This is a genomic window from Psychromonas algarum, from assembly GCF_004376845.1.
Lineage (GTDB): Bacteria > Pseudomonadota > Gammaproteobacteria > Enterobacterales > Psychromonadaceae > Psychromonas.
This window is the reverse complement of record NZ_SNUW01000008.1, coordinates 63,863-89,619: the sequence shown is the minus strand read 5'-3', so window position 1 is coordinate 89,619 and position 25,757 is coordinate 63,863. Positions and strand designations below refer to the sequence as shown.

At 35.6% G+C, this 25,757-nt stretch carries 28 protein-coding genes; 25 read left to right on the top strand and 3 right to left on the bottom strand.

The window, feature by feature from the left end:
• Positions 1-25 precede the first annotated feature (25 nt).
• Genes minC through minE form a run of 3 tightly spaced genes read left to right on the top strand, consistent with a single transcriptional unit; the run spans position 26 to position 1,872 of the window.
• Positions 26-772 carry a septum site-determining protein MinC gene (gene minC, locus E2R68_RS08870; protein ID WP_134277339.1) on the top strand — a complete coding sequence of 249 codons (747 nt, stop codon included), beginning with the start codon at positions 26-28 and terminating at the stop codon, positions 770-772.
• Positions 773-791: 19 nt separating this feature from the next.
• On the top strand, positions 792-1,604 hold the full coding sequence (gene minD / locus E2R68_RS08865; protein ID WP_134277338.1) for a septum site-determining protein MinD: 813 nt from the start codon (positions 792-794) through the stop codon (positions 1,602-1,604).
• A 1-nt stretch (position 1,605) separates the two neighbouring features.
• Positions 1,606-1,872, top strand: coding sequence for a cell division topological specificity factor MinE (minE, locus tag E2R68_RS08860; protein ID WP_134277337.1), 267 nt, complete (start codon positions 1,606-1,608; stop codon positions 1,870-1,872).
• A gap of 272 nt (positions 1,873-2,144) precedes the next feature.
• On the opposite strand, the gene E2R68_RS08855 is transcribed toward minE, so the two are convergent.
• Together E2R68_RS08855 and E2R68_RS08850 are read right to left on the bottom strand one after the other, a co-directional pair.
• Positions 2,145-2,648, bottom strand: coding sequence for a peptidylprolyl isomerase (locus E2R68_RS08855; RefSeq protein ID WP_208380190.1), 504 nt, complete (start codon positions 2,646-2,648; stop codon positions 2,145-2,147).
• Between the two features lie 110 nt (positions 2,649-2,758).
• Positions 2,759-3,343, bottom strand: a complete 585-nt coding sequence (locus E2R68_RS08850; RefSeq protein ID WP_134277335.1) for a YajG family lipoprotein — start codon at positions 3,341-3,343, stop codon at positions 2,759-2,761.
• A gap of 872 nt (positions 3,344-4,215) precedes the next feature.
• Between E2R68_RS08850 and uvrB the strand changes: the two genes are divergently transcribed.
• Positions 4,216-6,240 (top strand): excinuclease ABC subunit UvrB, encoded by a 2,025-nt coding sequence (uvrB, locus tag E2R68_RS08845; RefSeq protein ID WP_134277334.1) that lies wholly within the window; start codon positions 4,216-4,218, stop codon positions 6,238-6,240.
• A 67-nt stretch (positions 6,241-6,307) separates the two neighbouring features.
• Here uvrB and E2R68_RS08840 read toward each other — a convergent pair whose 3' ends face one another.
• The gene (locus E2R68_RS08840; protein ID WP_134277333.1) at positions 6,308-6,889 is read right to left on the bottom strand and encodes a Maf family protein; all 582 of its coding nucleotides are present in this window, start codon (positions 6,887-6,889) and stop codon (positions 6,308-6,310) included.
• Positions 6,890-7,025: 136 nt separating this feature from the next.
• Between E2R68_RS08840 and yceD the strand changes: the two genes are divergently transcribed.
• The 21 genes from yceD to E2R68_RS08735 all read left to right on the top strand — a co-directional run bounded on the left by yceD (position 7,026) and on the right by E2R68_RS08735 (position 25,757).
• Positions 7,026-7,547: a 23S rRNA accumulation protein YceD gene (gene yceD / locus E2R68_RS08835; RefSeq protein ID WP_134277332.1), complete on the top strand. Its 522-nt coding sequence runs from the start codon at positions 7,026-7,028 to the stop codon at positions 7,545-7,547.
• An 18-nt stretch (positions 7,548-7,565) separates the two neighbouring features.
• On the top strand, positions 7,566-7,736 hold the full coding sequence (rpmF, locus tag E2R68_RS08830; protein ID WP_025562454.1) for a 50S ribosomal protein L32: 171 nt from the start codon (positions 7,566-7,568) through the stop codon (positions 7,734-7,736).
• 9 nt (positions 7,737-7,745) lie between these two features.
• Positions 7,746-8,786 (top strand): phosphate acyltransferase PlsX, encoded by a 1,041-nt coding sequence (plsX, locus tag E2R68_RS08825; protein ID WP_134277331.1) that lies wholly within the window; start codon positions 7,746-7,748, stop codon positions 8,784-8,786.
• Positions 8,779-9,738, top strand: a complete 960-nt coding sequence (locus E2R68_RS08820) for a beta-ketoacyl-ACP synthase III (protein WP_134277330.1) — start codon at positions 8,779-8,781, stop codon at positions 9,736-9,738. The genes plsX and E2R68_RS08820 overlap by 8 nt, the downstream gene beginning before the upstream one ends.
• A 71-nt stretch (positions 9,739-9,809) precedes the next feature.
• Complete coding sequence (gene fabD / locus E2R68_RS08815) at positions 9,810-10,751, top strand: ACP S-malonyltransferase (protein ID WP_134277329.1); 942 nt, start codon at positions 9,810-9,812, stop codon at positions 10,749-10,751.
• 3 nt (positions 10,752-10,754) lie between these two features.
• Positions 10,755-11,489 (top strand): 3-oxoacyl-ACP reductase FabG, encoded by a 735-nt coding sequence (fabG, locus tag E2R68_RS08810; RefSeq protein ID WP_134277328.1) that lies wholly within the window; start codon positions 10,755-10,757, stop codon positions 11,487-11,489.
• Positions 11,490-11,659: 170 nt separating this feature from the next.
• Positions 11,660-11,893: an acyl carrier protein gene (acpP, locus tag E2R68_RS08805; protein WP_025562459.1), complete on the top strand. Its 234-nt coding sequence runs from the start codon at positions 11,660-11,662 to the stop codon at positions 11,891-11,893.
• 151 nt (positions 11,894-12,044) lie between these two features.
• A complete protein-coding gene (fabF, locus tag E2R68_RS08800) occupies positions 12,045-13,286 on the top strand; it encodes a beta-ketoacyl-ACP synthase II (RefSeq protein ID WP_134277327.1) in 1,242 nt (413 codons plus the stop codon).
• Positions 13,287-13,661: 375 nt separating this feature from the next.
• Complete coding sequence (gene pabC, locus E2R68_RS08795; RefSeq protein ID WP_134277326.1) at positions 13,662-14,483, top strand: aminodeoxychorismate lyase; 822 nt, start codon at positions 13,662-13,664, stop codon at positions 14,481-14,483.
• Positions 14,480-15,475 carry an endolytic transglycosylase MltG gene (gene mltG / locus E2R68_RS08790; protein WP_134277325.1) on the top strand — a complete coding sequence of 332 codons (996 nt, stop codon included), beginning with the start codon at positions 14,480-14,482 and terminating at the stop codon, positions 15,473-15,475. Before pabC ends, mltG begins: the two co-directional genes overlap by 4 nt.
• 1 nt (position 15,476) lies before the next feature.
• Positions 15,477-16,130: a dTMP kinase gene (gene tmk / locus E2R68_RS08785; RefSeq protein ID WP_134277324.1), complete on the top strand. Its 654-nt coding sequence runs from the start codon at positions 15,477-15,479 to the stop codon at positions 16,128-16,130.
• On the top strand, positions 16,131-17,174 hold the full coding sequence (holB, locus tag E2R68_RS08780; RefSeq protein ID WP_134277323.1) for a DNA polymerase III subunit delta': 1,044 nt from the start codon (positions 16,131-16,133) through the stop codon (positions 17,172-17,174). It abuts the gene before it with no gap.
• Entirely contained in the window at positions 17,168-17,944 is a 777-nt protein-coding gene (locus tag E2R68_RS08775) for a TatD family hydrolase (protein WP_134277322.1), read from the top strand. The genes holB and E2R68_RS08775 overlap by 7 nt, the downstream gene beginning before the upstream one ends.
• Before the next feature lie 77 nt (positions 17,945-18,021).
• Complete coding sequence (locus E2R68_RS08770; protein ID WP_134277321.1) at positions 18,022-18,639, top strand: fumarylacetoacetate hydrolase family protein; 618 nt, start codon at positions 18,022-18,024, stop codon at positions 18,637-18,639.
• A gap of 179 nt (positions 18,640-18,818) precedes the next feature.
• Positions 18,819-19,799 carry a phenylalanine--tRNA ligase subunit alpha gene (gene pheS, locus E2R68_RS08765; protein ID WP_134277320.1) on the top strand — a complete coding sequence of 327 codons (981 nt, stop codon included), beginning with the start codon at positions 18,819-18,821 and terminating at the stop codon, positions 19,797-19,799.
• Positions 19,800-19,811: 12 nt separating this feature from the next.
• The gene (gene pheT, locus E2R68_RS08760; RefSeq protein ID WP_134277319.1) at positions 19,812-22,199 is read left to right on the top strand and encodes a phenylalanine--tRNA ligase subunit beta; all 2,388 of its coding nucleotides are present in this window, start codon (positions 19,812-19,814) and stop codon (positions 22,197-22,199) included.
• A gap of 3 nt (positions 22,200-22,202) precedes the next feature.
• Positions 22,203-22,508: an integration host factor subunit alpha gene (locus tag E2R68_RS08755; RefSeq protein ID WP_134277318.1), complete on the top strand. Its 306-nt coding sequence runs from the start codon at positions 22,203-22,205 to the stop codon at positions 22,506-22,508.
• A gap of 140 nt (positions 22,509-22,648) precedes the next feature.
• Positions 22,649-23,362, top strand: a complete 714-nt coding sequence (cobB, locus tag E2R68_RS08750; RefSeq protein ID WP_208380180.1) for a Sir2 family NAD+-dependent deacetylase — start codon at positions 22,649-22,651, stop codon at positions 23,360-23,362.
• A 132-nt stretch (positions 23,363-23,494) separates the two neighbouring features.
• Positions 23,495-24,310 (top strand): DUF2189 domain-containing protein, encoded by an 816-nt coding sequence (locus E2R68_RS08745; protein ID WP_134277316.1) that lies wholly within the window; start codon positions 23,495-23,497, stop codon positions 24,308-24,310.
• A gap of 31 nt (positions 24,311-24,341) precedes the next feature.
• On the top strand, positions 24,342-25,001 hold the full coding sequence (locus E2R68_RS08740) for a DUF2987 domain-containing protein (protein ID WP_134277315.1): 660 nt from the start codon (positions 24,342-24,344) through the stop codon (positions 24,999-25,001).
• Between the two features lie 51 nt (positions 25,002-25,052).
• Positions 25,053-25,757 (top strand): phosphoglycolate phosphatase, encoded by a 705-nt coding sequence (locus E2R68_RS08735; RefSeq protein WP_134277314.1) that lies wholly within the window; start codon positions 25,053-25,055, stop codon positions 25,755-25,757.

Below are 25,757 nucleotides of genomic sequence, written 5' to 3'. Positions count from 1 at the left end.
AAAGATTAGATTAGAAAGGATAATTATGGCGTTAAAATCGTTAAATTTTACCTTGTTAGTAGTGAATCTTGATAGTGAAACGCTTTCAGAACTTGCCGAAGAATTAAATAAAAGACGGCTGATGGCTCCTGAATTTTTTGCTCAAACACCTATGGTGGTTAATATTGTAAAAACATCGTTAAATATCGATTTTTTACAACTACAACGTACAGTTGAAGAGCATGGTTTTATCTTGACAGGTATAACAGGCAAAGTCTCAAAAGAACAAAAACAGCAAGCGAATGAACACTCTATTGCTGTATTACATGGATCAACAAGACAAGTTATTAAAGCAGTTCCTGCAACGCAAGTGTCGGAACAATTAGAAGAAATAGTTGTCCCAGCTGAAGAAACGGATGATGTAGTTGATATTCCACCATCATTTGTAGTGAGTGATGTTAAAACAAAAGTACATGTTGGTCGGGTACGCTCTGGACAACAAATTTATGCTAAAGAATGTGATTTAGTCATTAATGGTGATGTGGGGGCTGGAGCAGAAGTTATCGCAGACGGATGTATCCATGTTTATGGTGCGTTAAGAGGTAAAGCTTTAGCCGGAGCAATGGGTAATACCAATGCCGCTATTTTTTGCCAAACTTTACAACCTGAATTAGTGTCAATTGCTGGTGTTTACAAATTAAGTGAAGCATTACCTGAGAATATGTGGTCAACGGCTTGCTCTGTCTCTTTGGATGAGCAAAATATGGTTTTTTCAAGTTTAAATAAAATTTAACATTAGAAAGGAAAGTTATATGGCAAAGGTAATTGTTGTCACATCAGGTAAAGGCGGTGTTGGTAAAACAACGAGTAGTGCTGCTATTGGTACTGGGTTAGCAAAAACAGGTGCTAAAACAGTGATCATCGATTTTGATATTGGCTTGAGAAATTTAGATCTGATCATGGGATGTGAGCGTCGTGTTGTTTACGATCTTATTAATGTTATCAATGGTGAAGCAAATTTACAGCAAGCGTTAGTGAAAGATAAACGTGTTGATACTTTATATATTTTACCTGCATCACAAACACGTAATAAAGATGCTTTAACACAAGAAGGTGTGGCTGAAGTTATTGATGCTTTAAAAGCAGACGGTTTTGAATACATCATTTGTGACTCTCCTGCAGGTATTGAGCAGGGCGCAATGATGGCATTATATTTTGCCGATGAAGCTGTTGTCACCACCAATCCAGAAGTGTCATCGGTTCGAGATTCTGATCGTATTACTGGCATGTTATCTAGTAAGTCTTACCGTTCAGAAAAACAGATGGAGCCAGTGAAAGTACATTTGTTGATCACTCGTTATTGTCCTGAGCGTGTTGAGCGTGAAGAAATGTTGAGTATTGAAGATATTGATGACTTATTAGGTATTGACTTAATTGGTGTTATTCCTGAGTCTAAAGATGTATTAAGTGCATCAAACTTAGGTGAGCCAGTTATTTTAAATCAAGAAAGTGATGCAGGGAAAGCTTATCAAGATGCTGTTGATAGATTGTTAGGCTTTCAACGAGATTTACGTTTTGTTACTGTTGAAAAGAAAGGCTTTTTGAGCCGTATATTTGGGAGTTAATATGGGATTATTAGAATATTTTCGTAAGGAAAAACCTAAAAAAGGCACTGCAAAATTAGCTAAAGACCGTTTACAAATTATTGTGGCTCATGAGCACTCTAGTTTTGACGTTCCTTCGTATATGCCGGAGTTACAAAAAGAACTTGTTGCTGTGATCCGCAAATATATGGATATTTCATCAGACGATGTTAAATGTGAATTTAATGATAAAGCAGATGATGATATGTCGGTGCTTGAAGTAAATGTAACATTGCCTAAACAAAAATAATGTAGTTAAAATTAATCGCTAACTATTGCAGAGTTTGTGTTTATTTAGCTGATCGTTTTACATAAAAATGCGACTAATTAGTCGCATTTTTTGTATTCAGATTATTATACCAATCACAATAAATAGCGGATCTATTTTACTGCTTAAAACAAGTCACTTCTTTGTTATAAATTTCGTAAAAGGGGCTGCCATTTACGTCTTGAATTGAACTTTTTTTCAGCGTGAAATTCAGATAACATATTTAATGTAATCGCTATTATTACTTCGGTTGACTACTTTTTATCAATTAACATAATACTTTGGTCTGTTACGACAGTGATCCTATTAATAATGACTGGTGTTACAGGCTTGTCTTGAGCGCCTGTTTGCACGTTGGCTATTTTATCAACCACATCCATGCCTTTGGTTACTTTACCAAAGACTGCATAACCCCAATTACCACCAGAGGCATCTAAAAATAAATTATCTTTATGATTAATAAAAAACTGACGGGTTGCTGAGTGAGGGTTACCGGTACGAGCCATCGCAATAGTGCCACGTTCATTACTTAATCCATTACGAGATTCATTTTTAATTGGAGCATTCGTTTCTAAACGCTCTCCTGAAGCTAAAAATCCTCCACCTTGGATCATAAATCCTTTAATGACTCGATGAAAAGTACTCTGCTTGAATTCATCTTTCTCTATATAAGCTAAAAAATTCGTAACACTCGCAGGAGCTTGTTCAGGAAAAAGCTCAAGAGTAATTTGCCCTTTATTTGTATCTATTACAATCATTGGATTATTTGCTGCAAGTACCAGGTGACTAGTAAATAATAAGATCAGGGCAGTTATGTATTTCATGGTAGTTCCTTAACTATAAATAATTTAAATAATATTGGTGTGCGTTAAAACTTTTGCAGTTTATCGTTGAGCTCTTGGTCTTTAATAATTTGGTTTAATAATTGTGATAGTTGTTTATTTAATTCTTCTCTAATACGTGAAACATTGGTTGAAAAAGGAGCCTCCCACTGATTATTTGAGCGGAACAATTTAACAAAGCTTTTATCTTGATAGGTCAGCTGTACCTTAATGATCATTTGTGTTGATGCGTTATAGCTTACTGCACCTTCTGTGACCGTTGTTAATGCTTTAATTAATCTAATATCTACTTTGTAATCACTTACGTTAGCTGTTTTTAATTTATTTGTTATCCAAGCTTGTTTTAAATTGTTTTCGACGAGTACTCGTAATGATTGACGTTCATTGATTAATTGAGCAACGTTATCACCATCAACTATTTCGATTAAATGACGAGCAATACGATAATCTTGACTATTTATTTGCCAAGCGTGAGGATTAGAAAATTGATAAGTTCCCGTTTCAAGAGGCTGTTTAGAATTAATATTAAGATCTGCTGGGATAGTAGAACACCCCATTAATATTAATAAAGTAGCAATAATTAATGATGGTTTAAAGTAAGTAGCAAACATCCTAAGATCCTTTGAGGCAATGTGGTACACATCATAACAAACCTATTATCTAAGTGGGTTATAAATATAAGCTTGTAAGCATAGTTGTATTAATTTTAAGCGACATTATTTTATAAATTGTATTATTGAAGCAATATGCCTGTACTTTTTACGCTTATTAATCACTTTGAGCTGTATATGATAAAAGTACCCATTACCTTATAAATAAATTTTTTTGTACAAAATATGATCAAGGCTACTAATTTTTTTTCCAAGAAGATCCTTGTCATATTAAGTTAATCTTTCTGTAACACTGATGAACTCTAGGCTAGCGATGGTTATCCACTTTTTCTGTGGATAACTCTGTGGGAAGTTAATGAAGATCACGCTGCAACCCTTGATATACCTTAGGTTTGATTAAATAGAAGTATTTTTAAGCATAAAAAATAAGTCTTATTTTTCAATTGGTTATAATCGTCAAGTGGTTTTTTTTTAGTTTTTATTGTTATTTTAAACCCTTCTTTTGTTTTTTACCCTGTCAACTATTTTCTGTGAATTATTTTTAAATTTTTAAAATTATTTTAATTGACAATCATCTCCTTTCTTGAGTTTGTATTGACTGTTTTATGAACACCACTTTTTATAACCTATATGAAGTTAATGGCTATTATTATTGGTGTTTTTATAAACTTTTATCTATTTTATAAAGTCTTTAAAGTAAATTTTTAATCTTTTAATGTATATAAATACTAAATTCGTTCGCAAATGTTTGTGTAACAGTTGTTTTCACTTGTTTATTGAAAAGTCATCTTTATCTCTATTTAAATCTGTCGTTTTGTTCGTAAACAATAATGGTAATATTGCAGCTTAAGCCAAGATAATATTGAGGATCTATGAGTAAACCTTTTGAATTAGTTTGTCCTTTTTCACCCGCGGGAGATCAACCGCAAGCAATTTCAGAATTAGTGGATGGATTAGAGTCGGGTGTTGCATTCCAAACTCTCTTAGGGGTAACCGGCTCAGGTAAAACATTTACCTTAGCTAATACTATTGCTCAAGTGAATCGCCCTACGTTGATCTTGGCTCCTAATAAAACACTTGCCGCACAACTTTATGGGGAAATGAAAGCTTTCTTTCCTAATAATGCGGTTGAATATTTTGTTTCTTATTATGATTATTATCAGCCTGAAGCTTATGTGCCTAGCTCAGATTCGTTTATTGAAAAGGATGCGGCAGTTAATGCACACATTGAACAAATGCGGTTATCTGCAACAAAAGCGTTATTAGAACGTGATGATGTAGTTCTTGTTGCTTCTGTATCTGCTATTTATGGTTTAGGTGATCCTCAGTCTTATTTAAAAATGATGTTGCACATTAGTGTCGGTGAAATTATTTCGAGTAGAGATATTTTGCAACGCTTAGTGGATATTCAATATACACGTAATGAAACTGAATTAAGCCGTGGTACTTTCCGCGTTCGTGGAGAGGTGATTGATATTTTCCCCGCGGATTCTGAAAAAGAAGCCATTAGAGTTGAGTTATTTGATGATGAAGTTGAGGGGATCAGTATTTTTGATCCTTTGACTGGACATGTCATTGAAAGGTTATCTCGAACCACCATATTTCCTAAAACACATTACGTAACGCCTAGAGAAAAAATATTAAGCGCCATTGATGGCATTAAAGAGGAGTTACAAGAGAGAAAGAAAACTTTTCTTGATGAAAATAAACTTGTTGAAGAGCAACGTATTTCACAGCGTACATTATACGACTTAGAAATGATGAACGAGTTAGGCTATTGCTCCGGTATTGAAAACTATTCCCGATATTTATCAAGTCGTGGAGTAGGGGAAGCACCGCCTACACTATTTGATTATCTCCCTAAAAATGGTTTATTAGTCATTGATGAAAGTCACGTAACAGTGCCTCAAATTGGTGCTATGTATAAAGGTGACCGATCACGTAAAGAGAATTTGGTGAATTATGGTTTCCGTTTACCTTCTGCTTTAGATAACCGTCCTCTGAAATTTGAAGAATTTGAAAAACTTGCTCCACAAACTATTTATGTTTCTGCTACGCCAAGTGATTACGAAATAGATAAATCACAGGGAGATGTAGTAAGGCAAGTTATACGACCAACAGGATTGTTAGATCCTATTATTGAAGTGCGCCCAGTCAGTACTCAAGTTGATGATTTATTGTCAGAAATTAATATTAGAGTGCCTAAAAGTGAGCGTGTATTAGTGACAACGTTAACCAAACGTATGGCTGAAGATTTAACTGAATATTTAAACGAACATGGTATCAAAGTGCGTTATTTACATTCAGATGTTGATACCGTCGAGCGTGTAGAGATTATCCGTGATTTACGTTTAGGTGTATTTGACGTGTTAATTGGTATCAACTTGTTACGAGAAGGTTTAGATATACCCGAAGTTTCACTAGTGGCGATTTTAGATGCTGATAAAGAAGGTTTTTTACGTTCTGAACGTTCATTGATTCAAACCATGGGGCGTGCTGCACGTAATCTAGAAGGAAGAGCTATCTTATATGCGGATAGAGTTACTGATTCAATGCGTAAAGCGATTAAGGTAACGGAAGATCGAAGAATATTACAGGATGACTTTAATAAAGCGAATGGTATAACACCGCAAGGTTTATCAAAAGAAGTACAAGATGTGATGCAATTAGGCCAAAATCCACAACCTAAAAGCAATATAACACCACTTAAAGTCGCTGAAAATAATTCACAATACCAAGTGAATAAAGGCTTACGTAGTGAGAAAGATATTCTTAAAGCGATAGCTACATTAGAAAAAGAGATGTTTGCTTGTGCTAAAGCATTAGAGTTTGAAAAAGCTGCACAACTTCGAGATCAAGTCAGTAAGTTACATGAGCAACTTGTTTCGATGGGATAAGTATTATTATTTTATGCAAAGCTACCTAGTGACAGTAATACTGTCACTAGGTATTTATATTACGATATTAAAGTATTGAAAAACCTTCATTTTCTAATAATTTAATTAAAGAAATAAGTGGCAAACCAATGAGACTATTTGGATCTTTGCCATCGAATTGACTAAATAAACTAATGCCAAATCCTTCACTTTTAAAACTACCCGCACAGTTATAAGGTTCTTCTTTATTAAGATAATTAGTGATCATTTCATCAGATAATTCTCTAAAGTACACATCATAAGGTTCTACTAATGATTGCACTTTTCCTGTTTTACTATTAACAACAGCAAGACCCGTATAAAAAGTAACATGTTGAGCACTTGCTGCTTTTAGTTGTTTAAATGCATTCTCAAAGTTACCTGGTTTTCCAAGAATTTTTCCGTTATTTAAACAGACTTGATCAGATCCAATAATTAATGAATCAGGAAAATCGTTAACGACTGCTTGTGCTTTTGCAATTGCTAGTCTCTCTACTAATTGAATTGCTGTTTCTCCAGGTAGTTCCTCTTCGTTAACCTGTGGGTTAGCTGTGGAAAAGTCTAAATGCAGCTTTTCTAATAGCTGTTTTCTAAATGGTGAAGTTGATGCTAGCACTAGCTTTTGTGGCATAATTAACCCTACTTAAGTATAAAAATAAGTTTATTTTAAGGACTGTGAAAGAATAAAGCGATAGCTGAATAAAAACTTACGAAAAATAACGCTTTTTCTTTGACTATATTGCACTCTATCTATATTATTCGCGACCATGCAAAAGGTTAAACTACCGATTAGCGTTGATTCTGTTCGCGCTGCTAATAATAGATTAGAGATAGAAGCTAGTCTCGATAAGTCGTTATTAAGCAGATTAAGAGAGTCAACAAACAGTATTAACTCTGATATCGATACTTATTTTTCGTTTAATGTTGATCAGCAAAAGCTGAAAATCATTGAAGGTAAAGTGAGTGTCGCAGTAGAACTCACTTGTCAACGGTGCAATGAGCCTATGACTTATCAGTGTGAATCTGAATTTACGTATTGTCCCGTTCTTAATAAAGAGCAGGAAAATAATTTACCAGACGTTTATGAGCCAATTTATTACGATGAAAATGGCGAGGTAAACCTTCATCAAATAGTTGAAGATGAGCTGTTATTAACACTTCCGCAAATTGCAAAACATGCAATTGAAGAATGTCAATATAGCAACTACGAAAGTAGCTTCGGCGAAATTGAAGAAGAGGAAGAACGTCCTAACCCATTTGATGCTCTAGCTCAGCTAAAGCGCAAGTAACAAGCAGGAATTTTAAAAATGGCAGTACAAAAAAGTCGTAAGACTCCTTCAAAACGCGGTATGCGTCGTTCACATGATGCACTAAGTGCACCTACTTTAACTGTTGATAGCACTTCTGGTGAAACTCACCGTCGTCATCACGTTACTGCTGACGGCTTCTACAAAGGCAAAAAAGTAATCGAAAAGTAAGCGATTATTTTGCGTAACTTTACCATTGCGCTAGATGCCATGGGGGGAGATTTTGGCCCCCATATTTCCTTATCTGCAAGTTCAAGAATTCTACAGTTACATCCCAATTTATCACTGCTTATCGTTGGTGATAGTCAGCAACTTATCCCTTTATTAAAAAAACACTTATTACTAGATCATGCTCGTGTCAAATTTATAGATGCACCAGAAACCATATCAATGGAAGATAACCCTGTTTCTGTTTTACGTCATCGGGTTGAATCTTCAATGCATATAGCATTACAACTTGTTGCAAGTGGTGAGGCTGATGCTTGTGTTAGTGCAGGGAATACAGGTGCATTGATGTTGTTGGCAAAGCATACATTAAAAACATTAGAAGGCATTTCACGTCCTGCATTAGTGGCTGCTTTACCTAATAATGACGGTGGTCATAGTTATTTAATGGATTTAGGTGCTAACCTACAATGCGACAGTGATACTTTATTCAATTTTGCACTCATGGGCAGTGTTTTATGTGAAAAAGTGGAGCAATTGAGTTCTCCAGCTGTTTCATTATTAAATGTCGGTCGAGAAAGTAATAAAGGTAGTGATGTCATAAAGCGTTGCGCAGATTTATTAAACAGAACAGAACATATAAATTATACAGGTTTTATCGAGGCCAACGAATTATTTGAGAATCGTGCTGATGTTGTGGTTACAGATGGTTTTAGTGGTAATATCGCGCTGAAAAGTTATGAAGGTATGGGGCGTGTTTTTTTTGCTCAATTGCATAAGGCAATGAATGCAACGTGGTATAGCCGTTTATTGGGTAAAGTCTTGAACCCGATAATAAACAAGCAATTAAAACATTTACATCCAGATCTGTATAATGGCGCAAGTTTGATAGGATTACGTGGTATTGTTGTTAAAAGTCATGGGAGTGCTAATGTTGAAGCATTTACTTATGCAATGGAACAAGCCATTAAAGAAATTCAATGGCAGATACCAGCTTGTATTACAGCAAGGTTGGAATCTGTCTTAGTAGAGCGAGATTGTTTATCACATGAATAGCAAAATTATAGGTACGGGTAGTTATTTACCAACAGCAGTACGAACTAACCAAGATTTAGAAAAAATGGTTGATACAAGTGATGAATGGATCACTGTGCGTACTGGTATTAAAGAGCGTCGTATTGCTAATGAGCAAGAAACTATTGCTTATATGAGCAAACAAGCTGGCGATAAAGCATTAGAAGCTGCGGGTATGACTGCAAGTGATTTAGATTTAATTATCGTAGCGACAACAAGTAACCATAACGCTTTTCCTTCAGCTGCATGTGAAGTACAAAATCTTTTAGGTATTTACGATATTCCTGCGTTTGATGTATCTGCAGCGTGTGCTGGTTTTGCCTATGCATTAAGTGTTGCTGATAACTTTATCAAAGCAGGTTCTGCAAAAAATGTTTTAGTGGTTGGTGCAGATGCACTTGCTAATACTTGTGATCCAGAAGATCGAGGCACAATCATCTTATTTGGTGATGGTGCAGGTGCTGTGATCGTGAGTGCAACAGAAGAAGTAGGCATTTTATCTACACATATTAATGCTGATGGTCGTTTTGGTGATTTATTAAAACTACCCAATGTAGAGCGTGGTAATCAGCAAGCATTAACAAACTCATACTTATCAATGACTGGTAATGAAGTTTTCAAAGTGGCCGTTAAAAAACTAAGCCAGGTGGTAGTAGATACATTAGCAGCTAATAATATTGAAAAAGATAAATTAGACTGGTTAGTACCACATCAAGCGAATCAACGCATTATTGCTGCGACTGCTAAGAAATTAGGTATGTCAATGGATCAAGTTATTCTAACACTTGATAAACATGGTAATACGTCAGCAGGTTCCGTACCGCTTGCATTAGATGAAGGTGTTCGAAGTGGTAAAATAAAACCGGGCCAATTAGTGCTATTAGAAGCATTTGGTGGTGGGTTTACTTGGGGCAGTGCATTAGTTGTAATGTAAATATTCAGTGTGATTATTACAACACAAGATTTTAGTTTTAAAATATATTAATAGAAAATTTAGGAATAAAGATGACAAACTTTACATTTGCCTTTCCTGGCCAAGGATCTCAAAGTATAGGCATGTTAGCTGATTTAGCTGCAAATTATCCTGTAGTGATTGATACATTTAAAGAAGCAAGTGATGTATTAGGCTATGACCTTTGGGCACTAACTCAAGATGGTACTGCGGAAGCATTAAATCAAACAGACAAAACTCAACCTGCGCTATTAACCGCATCAGTTGCTATTTGGCGAGTATGGGCTGAAATTGGTGGCGAAAAGCCAACGACTATCGCAGGTCACAGTTTAGGTGAATACTCTGCTTTAGTTTGTGCTGGGGTTATTGACTTTAAAGATGCCGTTAAATTAGTAGAGCTTCGTGGACAATTAATGCAACAAGCAGTACCTGCCGGTGTTGGTGCTATGTATGCCATTATTGGTTTAGATGATGCTAAAATTGCTGCTGCTTGTGAACAAGCTGCACAAGGTGAAGTTGTTTCTCCTGTGAACTTTAACTCTCCAGGTCAAGTGGTGATCGCAGGTAATAAAGATGCTGTAGAGCGTGCTGGTGTTTTATGTAAAGAAGCTGGTGCGAAACGTGCATTACCATTACCTGTTTCTGTTCCTTCACATTGCGCCTTAATGAAACCAGCTGCTGATAAATTAGCGGTTGCACTAGAAGCATTAACATTTAGTGCTCCTCAAGTGGCTGTGATTAATAATGTTGATGTGGTTGCTGAAACGGATGCAGATAAAATTAAAGATGCTTTAGTTCGTCAATTATATTGTCCTGTTCGTTGGACTGAAATTGTAGTGAAAATGGCAGAGCAAGGTATCAACTTACAAGTTGAAGCTGGTCCAGGCAAAGTATTAAGTGGTTTAGTTCGTCGTATTGACAAAAGCTTTACTGCACAAGCAATTAACGATACAGCAAGTTTACAAGCTGCATTAACTGCTGTTAAAGGAGAATAAAAAATGAGTATGACAGGTCAAGTAGTTTTAGTTACTGGTGCAAGCCGTGGTATTGGTCGTGCAATTGCTGAAAGTTTTTTAGCATTAGGTGCAACCGTTTTAGGCACTGCAACAAGCGAAAATGGTGCAGCTGCAATCAGTAAATATTTAGGTGATGCTGGCAAAGGTTTTGTACTAAACGTTACTGAAAATGAATCAATTGAAGCTTTATTTGCAGATATCAAAAAAGAATTTGGTAGTGTCGATGTATTAGTTAACAATGCAGGTATTACACGTGACAACCTATTAATGCGTATGAAAGATGCAGAATGGGATGACATTATTGAAACCAACTTAACGCCTATTTTTAAATTAAGTAAAGCCGCACTTCGTCCTATGATGAAAAAACGTGTTGGCCGTATTATTAATGTTGGTTCTGTTGTTGGTACAATGGGTAATGCAGGACAAGCAAACTATGCTGCAGCTAAAGCGGGCGTGATTGGTTTTACTAAATCATTAGCACGTGAAGTTGCAAGTCGTGGCATTACAGTTAATACAGTTGCACCAGGTTTTATTGAAACTGATATGACTAAAGCATTAAATGAAGAACAACGAGCTGCAACATTAGCAAATGTACCGGCAGGTCGTTTGGGTGATCCAAAAGAGATTGCTGCTACTGTTGTATTTTTAGCTTCTGAAGGTGCTGCTTATATTAATGGTGAAACAATTCACGTTAATGGTGGCATGTACATGGTTTAAATTTTTAACAATGTTGTTAAAAATTAAGCTAAAAATAGATATTCTACTAATTTTTTGATTAAAATCTAAAAATAACTGGTCTAACCAGTGATAGAATACTTGAATATTAAACGCGATAGAATAAACTACCGCTACTAAACGCAAAAGCGTAATTACAAAGGAAAATAAAAATGAGCAATATCGAAGAACGCGTAAAAAACATCATCGTTGAGCAACTTGGTGTTCAACTTGACGAAGTTAAAAACGAAGCTTCTTTCGTTGACGATCTTGGTGCTGATTCACTTGACACAGTTGAGCTTGTAATGGCTCTTGAAGAAGAATTTGATACAGAGATTCCAGATGACGAAGCAGAGAAAATTACTACTGTTCAATCTGCGATTGATTACGTTGTAAACAACGGTTAATTCTTCACTTTCATCAGTGTTGAAATTTTCTAAAGGCGGTCTTCTGACCGCCTTTTGTATATTTATTATTAAGTATTTAACTTTAATAATAACTAAGCATTTTACATAAAGTCTTTAGTTATTATTTTTAAAGTCTCATTAGGAGAGTCTAGTGTCAAAGCGTCGAGTTGTAATAACCGGTTTAGGTATGCTATCACCAGTAGGTAATACGGTGGAGCAATCATGGGAAGCTGTACAAGCAGGGAAAAGTGGTATTTCAAATATTGAACACTTTGATACTGAAAAGTTCTCTACTAAATTTGCAGGTTTAATCAAAGACTTTAATGTCGAAGAATACATGCCTAAGAAAGAAGCCCGTAAAATGGATCTATTTATCCAATACGGTGTTGCTGCTGCAGAGCAAGCGTTTCAAGATTCTGGTTTAGTCGTTACTGATGAAAATGCAGATCGTATTGGTGTTGCAATTGGTTCTGGTATTGGTGGTTTAGGTATCATCGAAGCGAATAAAGATAGCTTTGCTAAAAGTGGTCCTCGCAAAATTAGTCCGTTCTTTGTACCTGCAACCATTATTAATATGATCTCTGGTCATGTTTCTATTAATAAAGGCTTAAAAGGTCCTAATATTGCTGTTACTACTGCTTGTACTACAGGTACACACAGTATTGGTTTAGGCGCTCGTATGATCCAGTATGGTGATGCTGATGTGATGTTCGTTGGTGGTGCTGAAAAAGCATCAACTGAAATGGGCATGGGCGGTTTTGGTGCTGCTCGCGCATTATCAACACGTAATGATTCACCTGAAACGGCAAGTCGTCCATGGGATGAGTCTCGTGATGGTTTTGTATTAGGTGATGGTGCTGGCGTACTTGTTATTGAAGAATATGAACATGCAAAAGCACGTGGTGCAAAAATTTATGCAGAGTTTGTTGGCTTTGGTATGAGTGGTGATGCTTACCATATGACGTCACCACCAGAAAGTGGTGCAGGTGCTGCAGCATCAATGAAAAATGCCATTAAAGATGCAGGTATTAACCCAACCGATATCCAATATATCAATGCTCACGGTACATCTACTCCTGCTGGTGATATTGCTGAAACACAAGCTGTTAAAGGTATTTGGGGAGAAGCTGCTAATTCTGTCATGATGAGTTCAACTAAATCAATGACCGGCCATCTATTAGGTGCAGCTGGTGCAATTGAAGCTATTTTCAGTGTTTTAGCGATTAAAGATCAAGTTGCTCCACCAACTATTAATCTTGAAAACCCAAGTGAAGGTTGTGATTTAGATTATGTAACTGATGGTAAAGCTCGTCCTGCAGACATCGAATATGCATTATCAAATTCATTTGGTTTTGGTGGAACAAATGGTACTTTAATCTTTAAACGTATCTAGTTTTTACAATTACCTATAAAATAAAAACCCGATTTTGAAATCGGGTTTTTTTATGTCTAAATTTTGTAACCGAGCTTATATCAATCAAGATAAATAGCTGATCTATTTTACAGGTTAAAACAACTCACTTCTTTGTTATAAATTTCGTAAATGGAACCACCATTTATCTCAATTTACATCTCGAATTGAATTGTTTTTTCTGCTTAAAATTTAGATTACATAGTTAATGTAATTGGTATTATAAAAAATGAGCTGATAGTCGTTATATAAAAGTTTAAAGTAGTGATATAGCTTTTAAACCCCTCACAAATAGATATGGTTAATTTTATATAACCATATTGAACAATTTAAATTTCTAGAGGCTGATAACATAAGATGTTAATTAATGGATTAGAAAATAATAAACTGTGTGCAACAGACCGTGGACTTGCTTATGCTGATGGATTATTTTCTACGATTAAAGTTGAGTTTGGTCTGATAATAGATTGGTCATTGCATCTACAGCGACTACAGCTTGGTGCTGCTCGTTTATTTTTTCCTGATGTGGATTGGTTGTTATTAGAGCAGGAAGTTACAGACTATGCACAAACAGTAAAAGAGCATGCTCACTATGTACTAAAAGTTATATTAACGAGAGGCAGTGGTGGCCGTGGTTATAGTATCGAAAACTGCCAAACACCAACACGAATTATTAGTCTTTCACCTTTTCCTGAGATCTATTTACAATGGCAGAAACAAGGGATTGATATCATCCAGTGTGAAAGCCTGTTAAGTCGTAATAAACAACTGGCTGGACTAAAATCGCTTGCTAGATTAGAACAGGTTCTTATTAAACAAGAACTCATGAGTAAACAAGCCGTTGAAGGTTTAGTCTGTGATGAGTTTGATCACCTTATTGAAGCTTGTGCCGCTAACGTATTTATTTATCTTAACGATCAATGGTATACACCTAAATTAGATTATTGTGGTGTGGCGGGGGTGATGCGAGCTCGTATTTTACAACATGCATTAATTGATGTTATTGAAAAAGAAATAAGCTTGATTGAAGTTAACCAAGCTTCATGTCTATTTTTAACTAATGCCTTGATGGGAGTTGTGCCAGTTAAACAATATCAAGGTAAAACATATTCTCAACAACAGTTACAGAGAGTAACTGAATTACAAGCGGTGCTTAACCAAGGAAGAATTTCAGAATGATTAAAAAATTAGCCCTCATCTTTTTACTAGTATGCCTTATTTTGGCTGGTTCATTATTATGGGGCAAATCTCAAATCAATGAATATTTAACATCTCCAAGAGTACAAGAAACACAATTGTTTACTTTAAAGGATGGTAGTTATTTTTCACATTTAGGGCCTCAATTAGTTGCACAAGGTTTATTAGATAAAACCACTTGGTGGAAAGTAATTTCAAAACTGAATCCAGAATTAACAAAGATAAAATCAGGTACTTATCAACTGCCTAAAGGTGCTTCTTTGGAAGATATTTTAATTATCTTAAATAGCGGGCGTGAGTTTGAATTTAAATTAACTTTTGTTGAAGGTAGTACTTATAAAGATTGGCTAAAAGTGCTGGGTAATGCAGAACACTTAAAGCCTCTTGATGATGATGAAGTTGTTTTATTAGAAAAGTTAGGCAGCCCTTATAAAAAAATTGAAGGTTTATTATTTCCTGAAACATATCACTATACGGTGGATATGAGTGCTTTTAGTATCATTAAAAAAGCCTACCAGCATCAGCAAAAAGTGTTAGATAAATTATGGTCAGAAAGAGACAAAAACTTACCTTATAAAAATGCTTATGAAGCATTGATCATGGCTTCAATTATTGAAAAAGAGAGTGGGCTTTCAAATGATCGAGATAAAATATCATCAGTTTTTGTTAATCGTCTAAGAATTGGTATGCGTTTACAAACAGATCCTACGGTTATTTATGGAATGGGAGATCGTTATGATGGGCGTATTCGTAGCAAAGACCTACGTGAAAAGACAGCGTACAATACTTATACCATGCATGGTTTACCTCCGACACCTATTGCAATGCCAAGCGAACAGGCTCTTTATGCCGCATTACATCCAGCAAAAACAAGGTATTTATATTTTGTAAGTAAAGGTGATGGCACATCTTATTTCTCAAAAAACCTTAAAGAACATAATAATGCGGTTAATAAATATATCCGAGGAAAATAGAATGTCAGTATTAGAAAAGCTAGTGGGTAAATTTATTGTTATTGAAGGTTTAGAAGGTGCAGGAAAGAGTACGGCTATCGAATATATTAAGTCTTGGTTGTTAGCCCAAGGAGTGACTGAACAGCAAATTGCATTAACTCGTGAACCCGGCGGTACTGTATTAGCAGAGAAAATGCGTGAAATTGTTAAAATGGATATTGATGGTGAACAATTAGCAGATAAAGCTGAATTGCTGATCATGTATGCTGCACGTGTGCAATTAGTGGAACATAAAATAAAACCGGCGTTAGCAAAAAATAAAGTGGTGATTGGAGATCGCCATAATTGGTCTTCTTTAGCTTATCAAGGTGGTGGACGTGGTATCGATTTAGAGTTGATTAATGAGATCAAGCAGGTTGCATTAGGGGATTTTAAAGCTGACTTTACTTTGTTCTTAGATATTGAGCCTGAATTAGGTTTAGCCAGAGCACGTGGCCGTGGAGAGCTTGATCGGATCGAACGTTTAGCCATTGATTTTTTTAATCGCTCTCGCGCTATTTTTCAGCAATTAGTCGTAGATGAACCTAGTGCCGTGAGTATTGATGCAAGTGAATCATTTACACAAGTTGAGGCTGCTATTCATTGTCAACTTGATAGATGGGCAGCGAGTCTATAAATGTCAGATAAAATCGATAGCCTAACAAGTGATTTGCAGCATGTGTCTACTCCTTGGTTAACTCCTTTTTACGAGAAGTTGCAAAAAACCTATCATCAAGGACGTTTTGCTCATGGTTTATTATTTACTGGTAGTAGTGGTATTGGTAAACAGAAAATAGCAAAACAATTAGCCCAATTTTTACTGTGTACTAATAAACAAAATAATGATGCTTGTTTTCAGTGTCACTCTTGCCAACTTATTAATGCTAATAATCATCTTGATTTTCATTTGTTAGAGGCAGAAAAGAATAAATCAATTGGTATCGACCAAGTTCGTTTATTAACTGAAAAACTTAATGAACGCCCACAATTAGGCAACAACAAAGTTGTTTTAATTAAAGGGGCGGAACAATTAACTGAGTCTGCTGCTAATGCATTATTAAAAACCTTAGAAGAGCCTCAAGGTGATAGTTATCTTATTTTATTAGCACGTACTCATCATCAATTAATGCCTACGTTATTAAGCCGTTTACAGCAAACCCATTTACATAGTCCAGATGATCAAACATTAATTAATTGGTTATATCAATTAGGTTACCAAGTTAGTGATTTAGGGGTGTTACGGTGGTTTCAAAATAGTCCGTTAGCATTGCTTAATCATTTAAAGTTATTACAGCAAGATCCTTCATTAGATACTCGCCGACAGTGCGTTGAAGGATTATTTAATCTGTTATATCAGCCTATTAATCTATTTTCATTTTCATCATTAATCGCTAAAGATGTAGAACAAAATTTATTGCTGTTATTTCATTTGTTGCACGATATTCATCGTTTAAAATTAAATGATAATCAGCTTAATGAAGATGCTATCTATTACTTTGCTTTACCGCAGTTACAACTTTGGCAAATACAATTATCACTTAAAAGTTTACGTACATTAAGTACTGAAATATTGACGACTCGATCTTTATTAGTTGAACATTCAGCCTTGAAAAAAGAATTATTAATTAATGCCTTATTAATAAAGATAAAAAATAAATTTAAGGAAAGCACACCATGTTAGTGGATTCTCATTGTCATCTTGACCGATTAGATTACGATAAAAAACATAAAAATATTGCAGATGTTATTGAAAAAGCAAAAGAAAAAGGCATTTCACATTTATTAAGTGTGTGTGTGACGCTAGACGATTATCCAGCAATGGCTGAAATGATTGCTCCTTTTAAACAAGTTTCGAGTACCTGTGGTGTGCATCCATTATATAAAGATGCGGTAATGGATGAAGCTTTGTTATTAGAATATGCAAGTGCAGATAAAGTGGTTGCCATAGGAGAAACAGGGTTAGATTTTTTCTACTCTCCAGAAACTAAAGAATGGCAAATTGACGCTTTTCGTAAACAAATTCGTGTCGCTAAAAAATTAAATAAACCATTAATCATCCACACTCGTGATGCTCGCCAAGAAACACTAGATATTCTTCGTGAAGAGGGAGCTGAACAAGTTGGTGGTATCTTGCATTGTTTTACTGAATCTATCGAAATGGCTGAAGAAGCAATGAAAATGGGATTCTATATTTCAGTGTCAGGTATTGTTACTTTTAAAAACGCCAAAAGCTTACAGGAAGTGATTAAAGCGATACCGTTAGATCGCCTACTTGTTGAAACGGATTCCCCTTATTTAGCGCCTGTACCACATCGAGGTAAAGAAAATGAGCCAGCATATACCTATGATGTAGCACAGTTTGTTGCACACTTAAAAGGTGTTTCATTTGCAGAATTAGCAGCAGTGACAAGCAATAATTACTTTACACTTTTTAAAAGTGCAACCACTTAAAGAGTTAAAATATTGAAGATAAAAATGCTCATCAGTTAATATCTGAATGTAATAAATTATTTTAAAAGGGGCGTGCTATGCAGTCTGTATTATTAAATGGTCAAAAAATTACACCGTCTAAAGTAGTTTGTATCGGGCGTAACTATGTTGAACATATTGAAGAATTAAATAATGAAGTACCAACGGAGCCGGTTATTTTTGTTAAACCCAATTCAGCTATTTCAGATGAAATAGCAACACATCCTATTGATGCTGTTCATTACGAAGCAGAGCTCTCTTTGATCATCAAAGATAATCAGTTTATGGCAGCAGGCATTGGTTTAGATTTAACAAAAAGAGAAGTGCAAAGTAGATTAAAAGAAAAAGGCTTACCTTGGGAACGAGCAAAAGCGTTTGATAAATCTGCTGTATTTTCTGAGTTTGTTAGCTTAGATAATACTAATGATGTTAAATTATTACGTTTAGTTTTATTGATTAACGATCAAGTTATTCAACAAGCAGATTACGACTTGATGATTTATAAACCTGCAGATATCGTTAAACAGGTCAGTGAATTTATGAGCTTTGAAAATAACGATATATTGATGACTGGCACTCCAAAAGGTGTCGGTAAAATTAACTTAGGCGACCGATTTACTAGTCAATTGTATAACCAAGACGAATTGCTTATCACTCAAACTTGGGTGGTTAAATAAACCAACAAACTACTTTGATTTTTAAAGCACTGCAACGAAGAGATACATTTCTTAAAATAATTCTTCGTTTGCAGTGTTTTATCTTCTGCAAAATGTCCTCAGCACTAGCCATATCTATTTGATCTGCGTAAAATTGCATCCATATTTTTTATCACTTGTCTTAAAGTAGAGTAAATTGAATGCAGCATCTAGATGAAATCGTTGCTAATGCGCAACAACAGATCGAAAACGCCGCGGATATTAACGAGTTAGAAGAGATTCGTTTACAATATCTTGGCAAAAAAGGTTTAATGACCGAGCAAATGAAAGGGCTGGGTAAATTACCACCTGCTGAAAAACCTGCTGCGGGTCAATTAATTAATCAAGCTAAACAAGCGATTCAAGCGGTATTAGTTGAGCGTAAAAAATGTTTAGAAGAAGCGATTTTAAATGAAAAATTAGCTTCTGAAACAATTGACGTAACCTTGCCTGGTCGTGGTTCAAAGCAGGGTAATGTTCACCCTGTCACGCGTACAACTGAACGTATAGTTGAATTTTTTAGTGAATTAGGTTTTGAAGTAAAAGATGGACCTGAAGTTGAAGATGGTTACCATAACTTTGATGCGCTAAATATTCCTCCGCATCATCCAGCACGTGCTGATCACGATACATTCTATTTTAATCCTGATTTAGTATTACGTACGCAAACTTCTGGTGTACAAATTCGTACTATGGAAAATCAAAATCCACCGGTACGTATTATCTCTCCTGGACGCGTTTACCGTAACGATTATGACCAAACACATACACCAATGTTTCATCAGGTTGAAGGTTTGATGATTGCAGAAAATGTTAGCTTTACGCAGCTTAAAGGTATTTTGCATGATTTCTTACATAACTTCTTTGAGCAAGATTTAGAAGTACGTTTCCGTCCGTCTTATTTCCCATTTACTGAACCTTCTGCAGAAGTAGATGTAAAAGGTAAAAATGGCTGGTTAGAAGTATTAGGCTGCGGCATGGTGCATCCTTCAGTATTAAAATCAATGGGTGTTGATCCTGAAAAATACTCTGGTTTTGCCTTTGGTATGGGTATTGAACGTTTAACAATGCTGCGTTACGACGTAAATGATTTACGTTCTTTCTTTGAAAACGATCTTCGTTTCCTCAAGCAATTCAAATAAGGGTTAATGACAATGAAATTTAGTGAAGCTTGGTTACGCGAGTGGGTTAACCCAGAAATTACACGTGATGAATTAACACATCAAATCACTATGGCTGGTCTTGAAGTTGATGATGTAGAGGCTGTTGCTGGTGAATTTAGTAAAGTATTAGTTGGCGAAGTGGTTGAATGTGGTCCACACCCTGATGCAGATAAATTACAAGTAACCAAAATTAATATCGGTGAAGAAGAGTTAATCGATATTGTTTGTGGTGCAAAAAATTGCCGCCAAGGTTTAAAAGTTGCAGTTGCAGTTGTTGGCGCTGTGTTACCGGGTGATTTTAAAATTAAAAAAGCAAAACTACGTGGTCAACCATCGTTTGGCATGTTGTGTTCTGAATCAGAGCTAGGCATGGCTGAAAGTGCGGAAGGTATTATTGAATTACCGTTAGATGCACCGATTGGTGAATGTGTACGTGAATACTTACAACTTGATGATGTAACGATTGATGTTGATTTAACTGCAAACCGTGCAGACTGCTTAGGTATTGCAGGTTTAGCGCGCGAAGTTGCTGTGTTAAATGGTATTGAAGCAACTCAAGCAACATGGGAAAACGTAGCTGTTACCATTGATGACCAAGTTGCCATTAATTTACAAGCACCTGAAGCATGTCCTCGTTACCTTGGACGTGTGATCAAAGGCATTAATCAAAATGCAACAACACCTCTATGGATGGTTGAAAAACTACGTCGTTGTGGTGTGCGTAGTGTTGATGCTGTGGTTGATATTACACAATACGTTTTACTTGAGTTTGGTCATCCTATGCATGCCTTTGATTTAACTAAATTAGAAGGTGGCATTGAAGTTCGTCTTGCTGAACAAGATGAAAAATTAACGTTATTAGACGGTAAAGAAGTAAAACTAAACGCTGATACATTAGTGATTGCCGATCAATCTAAAGCATTAGCGATAGCGGGTATCTTTGGTGGTCAAGATTCAGGTGTGCAAGAAGGTTCTACTGACATCTTCTTAGAAAGTGCATTCTTTGCTCCGTTAGCAATTGCTGGTCGAGCACGTAGCTATGGTTTGCATACTGATGCTTCACATCGTTATGAACGTGGTGTTGACCCTGTTTTACAAGCAACGGCAATGGAACGTGCAACACAGCTTTTAGTTGAAATTTGTGGCGGACAAGTTGGCCCAATGACTGAAGCGGTTAGCGAAGTGAATTTACCAAAACAAGCAACAATTGAATTACGTCGTAGTAAGTTAGATCGTTTAATCGGTATTTCAATTGATTCTGAACGTGTTCAGAAGATATTAACGCAATTAGGTTGTAAAGTTTCTGAAACGGCTGAAGGTTGGTCTGCTTTAGCACCAACATATCGTTTCGATATGGAAATTGAAGAAGACTTAATTGAAGAAGTCGCTCGCGTATATGGTTATAACAATATCCCTAATATTGCGCCGCAAGCTGCTTTAACCATGCCTGCTCATAACGAATCTCGTTTAAAATTAGCAAAGATCCGTGATGTGTTAGTTAATCGTGAATATCAAGAAGCAATCACTTACAGTTTTGTTGATCCTGATAAACAGCTTAAATTACACCCTCAAGCTGATGCACTTATCTTACCTCATCCGATCTCTAAAGATATGTCTGCGATGCGAGTGAGTTTATGGACTGGTTTATTAGAAAGTGTTTCTAAAAACCAAAAGCGCCAACAGAACCGAGTACGTTTATTTGAAACTGGTTTACGTTTCATTAAAGATGAACAAGCTGAAAATGGTATTCGCCAACAATCAATGTTATCAGGTGTGATTATTGGTAATGTCAATGATGAACATTGGTCTATCGAAAGCCGTGCTGCTGACTTTTTTGATCTTAAAGCTGATTTAGAAGCGGTATTAGATTTAACCGTTGATGATACTAGCTTTGAGTTTAAAGCAGAGAAACATAGCGCTTTACATCCTGGGCAATCAGCTGGTATTTATCGTAATGGAAAAAATATTGGTTACATTGGTAGTTTACATCCAAGCCTTAAAAAACCGTTTGCATTAAATGGTCAAGCGATTATATTTGAAATCGAAGTTGATGCTATTTTAACCCGTAAATTACCACAAGCGGGTAATATTTCTAAGTTCCAAGCTAATAATCGTGACCTTGCTTTTGTGGTTGATGAGCATATAAATGCAGGTAAGGTACTAAAATTTATAGAAAAAATTGGCGGTTCTGAACTAGTTAGCATAAACTTGTTTGACGTATACCAAGGTCAAGGCGTTGAAGACGGTAAAAAAAGCTTAGCAATAGGCTTAACATTACAAGATACAAGTCGTACTTTGGAAGAACAAGAGATTGCTGATAGCGTTAATTCAATAGTTGAAGCGGTTTCTACGGAGTTTAATGCATCGTTGAGAGATTAATTTATGGCACTGACTAAAGCGGAAATTGCAGCACATTTATCGGAAGAAATTGGATTAAGCAAACGAGAAGCAAAAGAGTTTGTTGAATCTTTCTTTGAAGAGATCAAATCAACCCTTGAAGCTGGTTCTCCAGTAAAAATTTCAGGTTTTGGTGGGTTTGAACTGAAGGATAAAGGAGAGCGACCTGGTCGTAATCCAAAAACGGGTGAAGATATTCCTATTGAAGCTCGACGAGTAGTTACTTTTAAAGCTGGTCAGAAACTGAAAGAGTTGGTAGAAGAAAGCTTACCTGATACTCCTAATAAATAATCCATATGTGTTTTAGAAAAAGTCGCTTAGCGGCTTTTTTTTTGCCTAAAATTCAACCGTAACATGAACTAAGACACAATTTTTTTTTACCATAACACTACAATTAGTGATGATATTTAATAGATAGGAGCCATCTTATAGTGAGTAAATATAAAAAAATTGTAGTCTTAACTGGTGCAGGTATTTCTGCAGAATCAGGGATCGATACATTTCGTGCTAAAGATGGATTGTGGGAAAAATATAAATTGGAAGACGTTGCTACTTTAGACGGTTATAAACGCAACCCTGAATTAGTGCTCGATTTTTATAATAAACGTCGCCAAGATTTTTGTTTAGGTGAAAGTAAACCTAATGCCGCTCATTATGCTTTAGCGGAGTTAGAAGAAAAGTTTGATGGTGAATTTTTATTAGTGACACAAAATATAGATAATTTACATGAGCAAGCTGGATCTAAAAACGTGATACACATGCACGGTGAATTATTAAAAGTACGCTGCGCTAAAACAAACCAAGTTATTCAATGGACAACAGACCTGACAACTAATGATTTTTGTACTTGCTGCCAATATCCTTTAGAGCTTCGTCCTCATATTGTTTGGTTTGGTGAAATGCCTTTAGGCTTAGATATTATTTATCACCATCTTGCTCAATCTGATCTATTTATCGCAATAGGAACCTCTGGAACAGTTTATCCCGCTGCAGGATTTGTTGAAGAAGCTAAAAGTGTCGGTGCTGATTCAATTGAAGTGAATTTAGAAGCCAGTGAAATTCATAGTCATTTTGATATTTTTAAACAAGGAAAAGCGACGCAAATGGTGCCAGAACTGGTTAAAAATATTTTAATGGGAACTTAATGTAAATAGAACGGTGAAGATGATCTTTAAATAATCGTTAGAAATTATTAATGTACTTGAAAAGCTAACAGAACCCCCTACAATGATCCGCTGCTGAATAGCTGTCATACAATTTAGGAAAGTTAGCTTGTTATGAATTCAAAACACTTTGTATTAGGCGGAGATATTAAAAAATCTCTTGCCGAAGGGTACCAATTCGATTTAAAAAAACTGTTTCAAGATGCTTTTAAAGTAACACGCAAACACTTTTTACCGCTACTCACTGCCTGTCTTTTTATCATGCTGACATTTACTGCTGTCTTTGCCATGTTAGTTAAAGATATGGCCTCTATAGAAGATCCTAGGGTATTAGGACTGTTCTTTGTTATTGCGCTACTCATTGTTCCATTATTTACAACAGGTTTGTTAATGATGGGAGTACATCATTCAATTGGTTTAAAAACCAAATCCTTTGATCTTTTTAAATACTTTAATATTATTTTTAAACTATCACTAGCGGCACTGATGGTTAATTTATTAACTAATATCGCGGGTATCGTCTTTGCTCAAGTCTTTGGTAGTATTGGATTTACATTATCAGTCATTGTGCTGTTATATCTTAAAATGTCTTTCTGCTTGGTTTATCCGTTAATTGCAGAGAAAAAAGTACCGCCTATTTTGGCGTTAAAATTATCTTTTAAATTAGTGCATAAAAATATTGGTCAATTCACGCAACTATTAATCATTTTTTGTATCCTATTTTTCATCGGTATTATAACTTCAGGTATTGGTTTGTTATTTATTGTTCCATTCTGTGTGAATGTGATGGGAATAATTTATCGCCAAATTTGTGGCGTGGGTATTTCTGTGACTGAAGTACCAGAAGGCGCGACAAATGAGTCGTCTACTGATAAACACTCTGATGACGATGATAGTTCAGGCCCTAAAAGCGGTGGTTTTGAAGCCTAAGCTGTAGATGATTTAAAAAAGGAATGACTAGATGCGTTTATTACTCATTATAACCTTGATATTGAGCTCTTCATTTGCTCAAGCATCAACTATCAAATTAAATTACTCTGTTTTTTTTGGTTACATGAAAACCATGTATAAATTAGATTATCAATATGTAACGACAGCTTTTTATTTGGTAGATAGAAACGATAAAAATTTATGTGCTATTAACAATGCTCAGATGCAGGTTGAAAGACGATTTGAACCTATTTTGTTTGAACCAGAAGGTCGTTTATTACCTTATTACTCAGACCAAGATCGCAAAGATGGCGGTATGTTAGTAGTTGATATTAATGATGGTAAAAACGTATCTAGCTGTGATTTACAAATTACAGTGATGGCTAAAGAACGTGAACTAGCTGATTTAAATGAACAAAAATTAATATTGATTAGTGAACAACTCGAAGGTGTTTTAAAGAAAAATGCAGGCATGATAGGTAAATACTTTTTACCTACATATGCTGGTGTACGTTTACAGCTTTCTGATACTTTGAATGCATCGCAACGAACAGCTTTAGGTGATCTTGTTAGTCCTATTAACGACAAACAAATATTACTTCATAACGATAACTTAGCAGTAATTAATAAAATAAATGAACTTAATCTGACGGTTGTACGTATAACTCCATGGATGTTAAGTGATCAATAAATAGTTTTTTGATGCGATTGGTCAACGTCATAGTTTAAATAGGAATTATTTGTGAAATTTACTAATAAAGAAGCCATATTATTTGATTTAGATGGCACATTGATTGATAGCGCACCTGATTTAGCACTCGCTATTAATCATATGTTAACCACTATTGGCCGAGAAAAAATATCAGAAAATATTATTCGTTCTTGGGTAGGTAATGGTGCAAGCATTTTAGTACAAAGAGCATTATCTGCTCAGATTGATATTCGTGCAGATCTTGATCCTGAGCTAGTTGAAAAAGCTTTGGCTATTTTTCTTGAGTTTTATGCTCAAAATATTTGTGTTGCTACTGTGACTTATCCAAACGTATTAGCAACTTTAAAAGCTTTAAAAATAAAAGGTTATCGCCTCGCTGTTGTGACAAATAAACCCTACGACTTGATCCAACCCATTCTTGATGGATTAGAGCTAAATGGTCTATTTGAAATATTATTAGGTGGTGACAGTTTAGATAAACGTAAACCAGATCCTTTACCGCTTCAGTATACCTGTCAAAAATTAGGACTTAGTGTTGATCAGTGTGTCATGGTCGGGGACTCGAAAAACGATATTTTAGCCGCTAATGCGGCTAAGATGCAAAGTATTGGTTTAACTTATGGTTACAACTATGGGGAAAATATTAACGAGCATGGCCCTGATGCCAGTTTTGATGATTTTGCCGATATTAATGCAACTTTTTCTCATGTTAACCAGTACACATTAGCTGACTAG